This window comes from Flavobacterium commune (genome assembly GCF_001857965.1).
In the GTDB taxonomy this organism is placed as follows: domain Bacteria; phylum Bacteroidota; class Bacteroidia; order Flavobacteriales; family Flavobacteriaceae; genus Flavobacterium; species Flavobacterium commune.
In genome coordinates this window covers 3,555,172-3,567,565 of record NZ_CP017774.1, presented here as the reverse complement: position 1 = coordinate 3,567,565, position 12,394 = coordinate 3,555,172, and the positions used below count along the sequence as shown (strand labels likewise).

11 protein-coding genes are annotated in these 12,394 nt (G+C 33.1%); 6 read left to right on the top strand and 5 right to left on the bottom strand.

Translation table 11 applies throughout. The features are described from left to right. Positions 1–18 precede the first annotated feature (18 nt). Entirely contained in the window at positions 19–750 is a 732-nt protein-coding gene (locus BIW12_RS14815) for a Dph6-related ATP pyrophosphatase (protein WP_071185824.1), read from the bottom strand. Between the two features lie 99 nt (positions 751–849). On the opposite strand from BIW12_RS14815, the gene BIW12_RS14810 reads away from it, so the two are divergent. Beyond that, complete coding sequence (locus BIW12_RS14810) at positions 850–2,919, top strand: M1 family metallopeptidase (RefSeq protein WP_071185823.1); 2,070 nt, start codon at positions 850–852, stop codon at positions 2,917–2,919. Next, positions 2,916–3,830, top strand: a complete 915-nt coding sequence (locus tag BIW12_RS14805) for a patatin-like phospholipase family protein (protein WP_071185822.1) — start codon at positions 2,916–2,918, stop codon at positions 3,828–3,830. Before BIW12_RS14810 ends, BIW12_RS14805 begins: the two co-directional genes overlap by 4 nt. A gap of 1 nt (position 3,831) precedes the next feature. Here the strand turns inward: BIW12_RS14805 and BIW12_RS14800 are convergent, their stop codons facing one another. Further along, the gene (locus tag BIW12_RS14800) at positions 3,832–4,353 is read right to left on the bottom strand and encodes a DUF7935 family protein (protein WP_071185821.1); all 522 of its coding nucleotides are present in this window, start codon (positions 4,351–4,353) and stop codon (positions 3,832–3,834) included. A gap of 344 nt (positions 4,354–4,697) precedes the next feature. Here BIW12_RS14800 and BIW12_RS14795 point away from each other — a divergent pair, with 344 nt between their 5' ends. The 3 genes from BIW12_RS14795 (at position 4,698) to BIW12_RS14785 (ending at position 8,802) form a co-directional block, all read left to right on the top strand. Continuing rightward, positions 4,698–7,031, top strand: a complete 2,334-nt coding sequence (locus tag BIW12_RS14795; protein ID WP_071185820.1) for an ATP-dependent helicase — start codon at positions 4,698–4,700, stop codon at positions 7,029–7,031. Positions 7,032–7,120: 89 nt separating this feature from the next. Next, complete coding sequence (locus BIW12_RS14790) at positions 7,121–7,741, top strand: L-threonylcarbamoyladenylate synthase (RefSeq protein WP_071185819.1); 621 nt, start codon at positions 7,121–7,123, stop codon at positions 7,739–7,741. 98 nt (positions 7,742–7,839) lie between these two features. Next, on the top strand, positions 7,840–8,802 hold the full coding sequence (locus BIW12_RS14785) for a M23 family metallopeptidase (protein ID WP_071185818.1): 963 nt from the start codon (positions 7,840–7,842) through the stop codon (positions 8,800–8,802). A gap of 115 nt (positions 8,803–8,917) precedes the next feature. On the opposite strand, the gene BIW12_RS14780 is transcribed toward BIW12_RS14785, so the two are convergent. The 3 genes from BIW12_RS14780 to BIW12_RS14770 all read right to left on the bottom strand — a co-directional run bounded on the left by BIW12_RS14780 (position 8,918) and on the right by BIW12_RS14770 (position 11,277). Then, complete coding sequence (locus tag BIW12_RS14780; RefSeq protein ID WP_071185817.1) at positions 8,918–9,751, bottom strand: OmpA/MotB family protein; 834 nt, start codon at positions 9,749–9,751, stop codon at positions 8,918–8,920. A gap of 75 nt (positions 9,752–9,826) precedes the next feature. After that, the gene (locus BIW12_RS14775) at positions 9,827–10,816 is read right to left on the bottom strand and encodes a glycosyltransferase family 2 protein (protein WP_071185816.1); all 990 of its coding nucleotides are present in this window, start codon (positions 10,814–10,816) and stop codon (positions 9,827–9,829) included. Then, positions 10,813–11,277: a type I restriction enzyme HsdR N-terminal domain-containing protein gene (locus tag BIW12_RS14770; RefSeq protein ID WP_071185815.1), complete on the bottom strand. Its 465-nt coding sequence runs from the start codon at positions 11,275–11,277 to the stop codon at positions 10,813–10,815. Before BIW12_RS14770 ends, BIW12_RS14775 begins: the two co-directional genes overlap by 4 nt. Positions 11,278–11,360: 83 nt before the next feature. On the opposite strand from BIW12_RS14770, the gene holA reads away from it, so the two are divergent. Continuing rightward, entirely contained in the window at positions 11,361–12,365 is a 1,005-nt protein-coding gene (holA, locus tag BIW12_RS14765; protein WP_071185814.1) for a DNA polymerase III subunit delta, read from the top strand. The last annotated feature ends 29 nt before the right edge of the window (positions 12,366–12,394 follow it).

Below are 12,394 nucleotides of genomic sequence, written 5' to 3'. Positions count from 1 at the left end.
TATTGCTAATGGTCTGAATTATTTAGGAATCAAATCACAATACCAAAACCCATAATCAAAAGCGGTTTTATCATCGGTATCACAGGCTGTATTTGAAGAGTCTTGTTTTGGCTTTTCATATTTTCGATACACCACTTCGCCAACTTCAAAATTGATCGGTTTTTGAAAAATCGGTCCGTCAAAACTAAAAGTATGGAATTCGCCGTTTTCTCCGCATACATCTACGTTTTCGGGTAAATCATCAATAAATTGCTGATCAATCACACGACCTACAAAACTTTTGTCTAAATAGCGTTCGTTGACACATACCACAATAGTTTTAAAACCTAAAGCAATAAATTCCTGAATTAAATCCTTTGTTGGAATTTTCCAAATCGGGAAAACACCTTCAAACCCCATAATTGCTAATTTGTCTTCACGATATTGGCGTAAATCTTCCAGAAAAATATCCCCAAAAACCGAATGAGTAATTCCTTTCTTTTTTAGTTTTTCCAATGTTTGCTGCATTACATTCTCATAGACTTCCATCGTAGGCATTTCGGGAATTTGCATAATTTCCAATGGAATTCCGATGCTTTCGGCTTGTTGTTTTAACAGTTCAACTCTAACACCGTGCATAGAAATGCGCTGAAATTGTTGGTTTACACTGGTTAACAAACAGTTGATTTCAAATTCAGGATTTTGCAGGATTTTGTATAAGGCTAAAGCAGAATCTTTTCCGCTGCTCCAGTTAAAAAGGGCTTTCTTCAACTTAATTTTATTAAAAGTTTAAGAGGTAAACTTACAAAATACTTTCAATAGTTTATCAAAGCTTTGTAACTTTGGTTTTCTAGCTTTAATACACTTTTAATGAAATACTTTTTCCTTTTTATTTCCACTTTTCTTTTTGCTCAACAAGCAAAAACGGTTGATTTCACTTCGGTTTCGGCTCAATTAAGCTTAAATGCTACTGAAAAATCGGTTGCAGGAACAGTGAATTATTCCTTCGAAATTTTGAAAGCAATCGATACTTTGAAAATTGATGCGCAAAATATGCAGTTTTCAAAAGTGGAATTGAATCAAAAAGAAGTTCAATATCTAAATTCCGGTAAACAGCTTTTGATTATTCATCCGTTTCAAAAAGGAAAAAACACGCTTACTTTTAATTATAATGCAACGCCTAAACAGGCTTTGTATTTTGTGGGTTCGCCAAATTCAGAAGATATGCAAATTTGGACTCAGGGTCAGGGAAAATACACCAGTAATTGGTTTCCAAGTTTTGATGATGTCAATGAAAAGTTGATTTTTAACCTCGAAATTGCATTTGATTCTAATTATCAGGTGGTTGCTAATGGTGTTTTAAAGCAAAAAAAAGATCAAAATAACGCTACTGTTTGGAGTTATCAAATGGAAAAACCAATGAGTTCCTATTTGTTGATGCTTGCCATTGGTAAATTCAAAAAACAAACTCAATTTTCCAAAAGTAAAGTACCACTGGATTTGTATATCGAAAATAAAGACATTTCTCGTTTTGAGCCTACTTATCGTCATTCTAAACGAATTTTTAATTTTTTAGAAAAAGAAATTGGCATAAAATACCCGTGGCAAATTTACAAACAAGCTCCGGTTCGGGATTTTTTGTATGCGGGAATGGAAAATACTTCAGCAACTTTATTTGCCACCCGATATGTGGTAGATTCCATAGGTTTTACTGATAGAAATTACACTAATGTGGAAGCACATGAATTAGCCCATCAATGGTTTGGAAACTTAATTACTGCCGCCAGTGGAAAACATCATTGGTTGCAGGAAGGTTTTGCTACCTATTATGCTTTATTGGCTGAAAAAGCCATTTATGGAGAAGATTACTTTTATTCCAAAATGTATGAGTCCATTCAGCAGATAAAATATGCTTCAAGAACCGATACAATTCCTGTTTTAAATGAAAAAGCCAGTTCGTTGAGTTATTATCAAAAAGGAGCTTGGGCTTTGTTTGTCTTGCATCAGGAAATAGGGGATAAGAAATTCAGAAGAATTATTAAAAACTATTTGAAAAAATACGCTTTCAAAACCGTAACAACTCAAGATTTTTTCACTGAAATTAAAAAGTTAAGCAATTTTAATACTGATTATTTTTCTAAAGAATGGCTTGAATCAACTACAATTAATACGCAAAAGGTCAATGCTTTATTAGTTAAAAATAAAATTACCAAGATAATGCTGGAGCTGGACAAAATAAAATCAAAACCTTTATCTGAAAAAGAAGGTTTTTTTAAATTGATTTTAATGTCAGATGCTCATTATTCGGCAAAGGAAATGGTTATTGATCAACTCCGAAACGAAACTTTTGAAGCTAAAAAAAACTTTTTAGAATTGGCTTTGGAAAGCAACAATCCCCAAGTTCGTCAGGCTGTGGCTTATTCGTTACCTAAAATCCCTGAAGAATTTCGAATGGATTACGAAAGTCTTTTAAGTGATGATTCTTATCAAACTCAGGAAATTGCTTTGTTGTATTTATGGCGAAACTTCCCAAAACAACGATTGGATTATCTGGAAAAATCAAAGAAATGGATGGGTTTTAATGATTATAATTTAAGAACTTTATGGTTGTCATTAGCACTGAATACTCCTGAATTTTCAACTGATAAACAAGTTTTAATTGATGAATTAATTAGTTATACATCTGATAAGTTCGAGGCTACAACCAGACAAAATGCTTTGGAAAAATTAATTGGGTTTAAAATAATTAATGATATTGTTTTAGTAAATTTAGTGAAGGCAACCACACATCATATGTGGCAATTTTCTAAATTTGGAAGAGATACTATTCGGATTTTATTGAAAAATCAAATTTATAGAGATTCTTTTATTCGAATTTTAAGCAGTTTGAATGAGAAAGAACAGTTTCAGTTGAATCGATTATTAAATGAAATAATATGAGAGCATTAGTAATTTCCGGAGGAGGTAGTAAAGGCGCATTTGCCGGCGGTGTTGCCCAATTTTTATTGGAAAAGAAAAAAATAAAATACGATATGTTTTTAGGAACCTCTACCGGAAGTTTGTTGATTCCTCATTTGGCTCTGGGAAATATCGAAAAAATTCGTCGTATTTACACTAATGTTAATATGCGGAAAATTTTTAATGTTAATCCTTTTATAGTTAAAAAAAAGAACGGAATTGATGTGGTAAGTATCAATCACTTTAATGTGTTATATCAGTTTTTTAGAGGAAAAAGAACCTTTGGTGAAAGCAAAAAATTACGCTCTTATATTAAAAAAAATTTTCCTATAACCGAATTTAATCAATTAAAAGCTCAGAATACTGATGTAATTGTTACAGTAACCAATCTTTCAACCAATGAATCCGAGTACAAGTCGATAAAAGATTGTACTTATGATGAATTTTGCGATTGGGTTTGGATTTCCAGTAACTATATTCCTTTTATGAGTATTGTAAATATTAAGGGTTATGACTATGCCGATGGTGGTTTTTCGAGCCTAGTGCCTATTCAGGAAGCCATTAATCGCGGTGCTACCGAAATTGATGTGGTTATTTTAGAAACAGAACAAGCAATTCCCAGAACAACTATTGGAAGAAATCCGTTCTCTTTATTGATTGATTTGTTCCAAATTGAATTGGATCAAATAGGAAAGCATAATATTTTATTAGGGACCTTATCGGCTTCTCATAACAACGTAAAACTCAATCTCTATTACACTCCGATTGATTTGACTAATAACGCCTTAATTTTTAACAAAGCCAAAATGACACAATGGTGGGAGGAAGGATTTCAATATGCTTTGAAAAAAGACATTGTCTTAAAAAGTGATGTTGTTGAAATAGATAAATAGCTTACCACAATTCGGCTACTTCATTTTTTATAAAAGCCAGGGCGGTGTTAGTAGGCGAAGTTTTTTCTAATAATTCACTGATTATAGCTGTTCTTAGTTCATCAGCATTAGTTATTTTCTCGTTCTTAGTAACTGAACGAATCATTTGAACAATTGCATTTTTAGCCGTTAAAATAACAGTCCAGCATTTGTCAGAAAGATAAATTTGCTGTGCTATATTGTGTTCAAATTCCTGTTCTATGTGTGCAATTACATAATTGGCATAATCGTTTTTATCAGTAGAAACAGGATTAATACGCACCATTAATTGTGACGGATTAATGCGTTCCATCAACAAAGTCATTCTCTCATAAGCCTGTAAACGCAAAGGTAGAGCTGTTTTTTGATTGTCTTTTTGCAATAACCAACGTCGGGTGTTTTGCTGGTCTTTAAAATGCGAATTGAATAAAAAATAGGCAACTCCGCCTGTGATTACTGATGGTATTGTGTAAGCTATTATTTCGATGATATTTGTAGAGTTCATTTGGGTATAAAATTTGAAAGCAAAAGTATACTTTTAGAGTTATTTCACAAAGATTCGCTAAGAGAAAAGCACAAAGACTCGCAAAGATAAGTTTAAAATCTTAGCGTATCTCTGTGTTGACTTTGCGTTTCTTTGCGGAATATATTACACAAAGCTTCGCAAAGAAATTAAATAAAATGCTTTGTGTCTCTCTGAGTTTCTTAGCGAATCTCTGTGAAAGTATATAGCAAAGAGAAGTATTAGTTTATGGTTAAAAAAAACTTTGCGTTTCTCTGTGTTACTTTGAGAATCTTTACGAAATAAATCCCTGTAAATACTTATTTTTGCATAAATAGAAAAAAATAATGCAACAATATATTTCGCAACTCAACGAAGCTCAGCGCGCACCAGTACTACAAAAAGATGGTCCAATGATTATTATTGCCGGTGCCGGTTCTGGAAAAACCCGTGTGTTAACCATTAGAATTGCTTATTTGATGCATCAGGGAATTGATGCTTTTAATATTTTGTCGCTTACCTTTACCAATAAAGCGGCGCGTGAGATGAAAAACCGTATTGCTGACATTGTGGGTGCCAGCGAAGCCAAAAACCTTTGGATGGGAACTTTTCACTCTATTTTCGCTAAAATTTTACGTTCGGAAGCAGACAAATTAGGTTATCCTTCTAATTTTACTATTTATGATTCTCAGGATTCGCTGCGTGCTATTTCCGGAATTATTAAAGAAATGCAATTGGACAGGGATATCTATAAACCCAAACAGATTCTAAGCCGAATTTCGACTTTCAAAAATAGTTTGATTACGGTAAAAGCCTATTTCAATGATCCCGATTTACAGGAAGCCGATGCCATGGCTAAAAAGCCGAGAATGGGCGAAATCTATCAGGCTTATGTAGATCGTTGTTTCAAATCGGGAGCGATGGATTTTGATGATTTATTGTTGAAAACCAATGAATTATTAACTCGTTTTCCGGAAGTTTTAGCCAAATACCAAAATCGTTTCCGCTATATTCTGGTGGATGAGTACCAGGATACTAACCATTCTCAATATTTGATTGTTCGTGCTTTATCGGATAAATTCCAGAATATTTGTGTGGTGGGTGATGATGCACAAAGTATTTATGCTTTCCGTGGAGCGAACATCAATAATATCCTGAATTTCCAAAAAGATTATCAAGGTGTTCAGACCTATAGATTAGAACAAAATTACCGTTCGTCCCGAAATATTGTGGAAGCAGCAAATACGGTAATGGAACATAATAAAACCAAACTGGAGAAGGTGGTTTGGACTGCCAATGAGTTTGGACCAAAAATTAAAGTACACCGCAGTTTAACCGATGCAGAAGAAGGTCGTTTTGTTGCCAGCACTATTTTCGAACAAAAAATGCAAAATCAAATGACTAACGGTCAATTTGCTATTTTGTATCGAACTAATGCGCAATCGCGAGCAATGGAAGATGCACTCAGAAAAAGAGATATTCCGTATCGAATTTATGGAGGTTTGTCTTTTTACCAAAGAAAAGAAATCAAAGACGTTTTGTGTTATTTGCGATTAGTACTTAATCCTAAGGACGAAGAAGCTTTAATACGTGTTATCAATTATCCGGCACGAGGAATAGGGGATACGACTATTGAAAAATTGACTGTTGCAGCGAATCATTACAAAAGATCAATTTTTGAAGTGATGCAGAATATTGATCGCATCGATTTAAAACTGAATTCGGGAACCAAACAGAAATTACAGGATTTCGTTACGATGATTCAGAGTTTTCAGGTGATTAACGAAAATCAGGATGCTTTTTATATTACGGATCATGTTTCTAAAAAAACAGGATTAGTTCAGGAATTAAAGAAAGATGCTACTCCGGAAGGAATGGCAAAAATCCAGAATATCGAAGAATTATTAAACGGTATTAAAGATTTTACCGAAGGTCAAAGAGAAATTGACGGAGCCCGTGGTTCTTTGTCTGAATTTATGGAAGATGTGGCATTGGCAACCGATTTAGACAAAGATACCGGCGATGAAGATCGTGTGGCTTTGATGACGATTCACCTGGCAAAAGGACTGGAGTTTCCTCATGTTTTTGTGGTAGGAATGGAAGAAGATTTGTTTCCGTCAGCTATGAGTATGAGTACGCGTTCAGAATTAGAGGAAGAACGCCGTTTGTTTTATGTTGCCTTAACAAGGGCCGAACATCAGGCGTATTTGACTTATTCGCAATCGCGTTACCGTTGGGGGAAATTGACAGACAGCGAACCTTCGCGTTTTATCGAAGAAATTGATGGGCAATTTTTAGAATACCTAACACCGGCCGAAAGTAATTATCGATTTAAACCTATGATTGATAAGGATGTTTTTGGAGATGTAGACAAATCTAAATTACGTTTAGCAAAACCTTCAAATGGAACGCCTCCAAAATATATTACTGATAACCAACCCAAACCGGAAGCGGCAATCAGAAAATTAAAACCGGTTTCTTCTAATGCTCCTTCAGGAGCTGCGAACTTATTTGATAATCAATTAACTGCCGGAAATATTGTTATGCACGAACGTTTTGGGCGAGGACAAGTATTAAATTTGGAAGGCGTTGGTGCCGATAAAAAGGCTGAAATTAAGTTTGAAGTGGGAGGGATTAAAAAGCTTTTGCTACGATTTGCGAAGTTGGATGTTATTGGGTAAAACAGAAATCAGAATCAAGAATGCAGAAAGTATAAGCATAAGTCAATGGTTTTTTTTTAACTTTAATACTATTAGAAATAAAATAAAAAATGGCAGAATTCATAAAAATATACGAAGACAAACCATCCGAAGCAGCTATTGCTAAAGTGGTTAAGGTTTTAAGAGATGGTGGTCTGGTAATTTATCCAACAGACACAGTGTATGGTTTGGGTTGCGATATTACTAATTCCAGAGCTTTAGAAAAAATCGCAAAAATTAAAGGTGTAAAGCTTGAAAAAGCGAAGTTTTCGTTTATTTGTCACGATTTGAGCAATCTTTCGGATTATGTGAAGCAAATTGATACCGCGACTTTTAAAATTTTAAAAAGAGCTTTGCCGGGTCCTTATACTTTTATTTTACCGGGAAATAATAATTTACCAAGAGAATTTAAAAAGAAAACTACTGTGGGTATTCGTGTGCCTGAAAATAATATTACGCTGGAAATTGTAAGAGTACTGGGAAATCCTATCGTTACAATGTCTATTCGTGATGAAGATGATGTGGTAGAATATACCACTGATCCTGAACTGATTTTTGAAAAATGGCAGAATCTGGTTGATATGGTTATTGATGGTGGTTATGGGGATAATGTGGCTTCTACTATTATTGACTTGTCAGGACATGAACCTGAAGTAATTCGTGAAGGAAAGGGAAGTTTGGATATCCTTTAAGTAAAAAAAGGATTTTTAGTCAATAAAAAACATCTTGAGTAATCAGGATGTTTTTTTTATACTTTTATAAATATTAATTAGTTCGAAATAGTTTAAAAATGAAAAAGTATTACTTCGTAATCTTATTATGTTTCAATTTGGTTGTTGGATATTCTCAAAGTGAAAATATTGAAAATCCAGCTATATTAAAGCAGTTTCAAAATTTATATAATACATCACAGTATGATAAGATACATGCTTCATTTTCGGATTTTGCCAAAAAGAATTTACCTCTTAATGAAATGAAAGATTTTTTAACAAAATTGAATTCAAGTTATGGTGCAATTCATAAAATGGAATTGGTAGGTTTTAAGGATAATTTTGATGTTTACAAGACTGATTTTGATAAAGGTGTATTGTGTTTATATCTAGCCTTAAGTGATACTAAAATAAGTGGAATTTATGCTTCGCCTTATGATGCCAGTAAATTTCCTGAAATTAAAAGAAATGTTACTCCTATGCAATTACCTTTTAAAGAAGAATGGACGGTTTTTTGGGGTGGTGATACCAGAATTTTAAATTATCATGTTGTCTCAAATTTTCAGCAGAATGCATTTGATATTGTGATTAATAAGGAGGGAAAAAGTTATAAAACAGATGGTAAAACAAACGAAGATTATTATTGTTTTGGAAAAGAAATTATTGCTCCTTGCGATGCAGAAGTTGTTTTTGCTATTGATGGAATTAAAGACAATGTTCCAGGAGTTATGAATACGATGTTTTTATTAGGGAATTCTATTTTGTTGAAAACAAAAAATGAAGAGTATATTTTATTGGCACATTTCAAGCAAAATTCATTGAAAGTAAAACAAGGGGATTTTATAAAACAGGGTAAATTACTTGGTTTGAGTGGGAATTCTGGTAATTCTTCAGAGCCACATTTACATTTTCATATTCAAAACCAAGAAAGTTTTGATAAAGCTAAAGGGATAAAGTGTTATTTTGATTCCTTAAAGGTTAATGGTACTTTAAAAAAGAATTATTCTCCAATAAAAGGAGATAAAATTACCAACTATTTTTAACCACATTGCCATAAAAAAACGTCCCAAATTCCGATAACTACGGGATGGGACGTTTTTTTGTTGTAAGCCGTAAACTAATACCGAGAACTATCAGGACTGTTCACTGACCACTATCTTATTTTTGTTGTTTTTTCATTTCTTTTTCAACCATATCATAGAACTGGTCAATTTTAGGAAGAACAAGAATACGGGTTCTTCTGTTTTTAGCTCTGTTTTCAGCAGAAGTGTTTGGTACTAAAGGAACATAAGAACTTCTACCTGCGGCAACTAATTGTTCTGGTTTCACACCTAATTCGTTTGTTAACACACGGATGATAGAAGTAGAACGTTTCACACTCAAATCCCAGTTGTCTAACAAGATGTTGTTTCCAATGTAAGGTACATTATCAGTATGACCTTCAACCATACATTCAAAATCCGGTTTATCGTTAACTACTTTTGCCACTTTTGCTAAAACGCTTTTTGCTCTGTCAGTTACATTATAACTACCTGTTTTAAACAACATTTTATCAGAAATAGAAATAAATACTACTCCTTTTTCAACATTGATTTCGATATCTTCATCGTTTAATCCTACTACGCTTTTTAAGCTGGTTACAACAGCAAGTGTAACACTGTCTTTTCTGGTTAAAGCATCCTGAAGTCTGGATATTTTTAAATCTTTTTCTTTTAAGCTTTCCAGTGATTTTTCTAAGTTTTCAGCTCCTTTAGCTGTTAACATAGTCAAATCTTTTGAAGTACTGATTAAACCTTGATTTTGTTCTTTTAAACCTTCAACTCTTGCTGTAAGTCCTGCTTTTTCTTCAAGGCATGAATTTAATTTTACAGTAGCAGTATTTAATAAATCCTGAGTTTCTTTGTTTTTTGCTTCTAAAGCTGCGTATTTCTTTTTAGATACACAAGAAGTTAAAAGAGCGAGTACCGAAAGGGCAATTACAACTTTTTTCATAAATTTTATTAGTTTTTGAGTTTTTACAAATTTAGTTTTTAATGTTTAGAAATTAAATATAAAATAATGTTAATTTTACTTCGCAAAGACCTTGCCATTGTTTAAATAGTAATTTATAACGATACTTTTAACAGTATAGTATGTTTTTGATTGAAAATCACCTCTTTTCTTGTAAGTTTCTGAAAATAAGCTGTAAAAATAAAAATGTGCTTTCAAAATTGCCCAGAAATGACTGAATTTTCCTTGTGTTAAAAAATGTATTCCAGCAATTCCATCGAGTAATAATCGAATAAATAAAACCGAATACAAACTTTCTTTGGGTAAATTTTTAACCAACATTAATAATGAATTTCGGAAATTCAGAAAAGTTTTCTTTGGATTTCCTTGTTGTAAAGTCGCTCCGCCTACATGATATACTACTGAATTAGGGTTGTATTTGATTGTATAATTTAAATTTTTTGCACGCCAACACAAATCAATTTCTTCCTGATGCGCAAAAAAATCAGCATCAAATCCTTTTAATTCATGATATACTTTACTGCGAATGAAAAAACAGGCTCCTGAAGCCCAAGTGATTTCAAGGGCGTCATTATATTGCCCGTTATCTTTTTCGATAGTTTCAAAAATACGTCCACGACAATAAGGATAGCCATATTTGTCAATGAAACCACCAGCAGCACCGGCATATTCAAAGTATTCTTTGTTTTTAAAATCCAATAATTTAGGTTGGATAATAGCTGTTTTTGGTTCGTTTTCGAAAGTTTCTAAAATAGGATTTAACCAATTTTCAGTCACTTCAATATCTGAATTGACCAAAGCATAAATTTCGGCATCAATGTGTTGCAAAGCTTCGTTGTAACCTTTGGCAAAACCATAATTCCCGGTGTTTTTTACAATTTTAACAGTTGGAAAATTCGCTTTTACAAAGTCAACAGAATCATCAGTCGAAGCATTATCGGCAACATAAATTTCAGCTTCTGGAGAATATTTTACAACGGAAGGTAAGAACTGTTCCAGTAATTTTGTTCCATTCCAATTAAGGATAACGACTGCTATTTTTTTCAAGGTTTTGGTGTGTTTTCTATTTTATAATCGGGAAGTTCGGCTTGAAATTGGTATTTCTCATTCTCATAATCCATTTGGCAAAAATAATGATTCAATCCATTGCTTACCATCAAAAAACTGGATTTCATCGTCATATTGTAGCGGGCAATTTGGTCAAAAGTCCCCTGGGTGATTTTTACTTCGGGTGCTTTGCATTCGACTAAAATATGGATGGAACCGTCAGGATTAAAAACAACCACATCGTATCTTTTTCTTAATCCGTTGACCAATAATACTTTTTCGACATTAATTAAGGATTTTGGATATTTTTTCTCTTCCAATAAAAAACGGACTACATGCTGACGAACCCATTCTTCGGGAGTAAGAATGATGAATTTTTTCCTGATTTCATCAAAAATTGCCGTTTTATTTTCGCTATTTTTGAAACGAAAAGTATAAGCTTGAAAATTGAGTTTTTGCATGAGGCAAAAATAGTTATTTTGTTTATAGTTTATGGTTTGTTGTTTTCAAATAAACCATAAACTCCAAACTATAAACCAAAAGAATGGACGAAGTCATAAAAATTGTAAACGATATAAAAGCCGGAAATATCAAACCTATTTATTTTTTAATGGGGGAGGAACCTTATTATATAGATAAGTTATCGGATTATATTGAAGAAAATGTTTTATCTGAAGACGAAAAAGGATTCAATCAAACGGTGATGTACGGCAGAGATGTTTCGGTTGAAGATATTGTTTCGACTGCTAAACGTTACCCAATGATGGCCGAACGTCAGGTGGTAATTGTAAAAGAAGCTCAGGATTTGACTAAAACCATCGATAAATTAGAAGCTTATGTCGAAAATCCAATGCTTTCTACCGTTTTAGTTTTTTGTTACAAATACAAAACCTTAGACAAACGTAAAAAAGTAACCAAGGCTATAGCCAAAAACGGAGTCGTTTATGAGAGTAAAAAACTGTATGAAAATCAGGTAGGCGATTGGATTAAGCGTGTTTTGTCAGGAAAAAAATATGCTATTGAACCCAAAGCTTCAGCCATGTTAGTGGAGTTTTTAGGGACTGATTTGAGTAAGATAAATAATGAACTCGAAAAATTGCAGATTATTTTACCGAAAGGAAGCACCATTTCTCCAAAAGATATTGAAGAAAACATTGGATTCAGCAAAGATTTTAATGTATTCGAATTGCGAAAAGCCATTGGAGAACGCAATCAATTAAAAGCATACACGATTGCCGAAAATTTTGCCAGCAATCCTAAAGAAAATCCGATGGTTGTTACCACGAGTCTGGTTTTTGGATTCTTTGTGCAATTATTAAAATACCACGGATTAAAAGACAAAAATCCTAAGAATGTGGCGACTGTTTTAGGGGTAAATCCCTTTTTCTTAAAGGAATATGATCTGGCTTTGAAAAATTATCCGATGCGAAAAGTAAGTCAAATAGTAGCTGCATTAAGAGAAATTGATGTTAAAAGCAAAGGAGTAGGAGCTAACGCCTTATCTAATGCTGATTTATTAAAAGAAATGCTGTATCATATTTTTAATTAGCATTATAAATTAACGATATTTGCATTTTA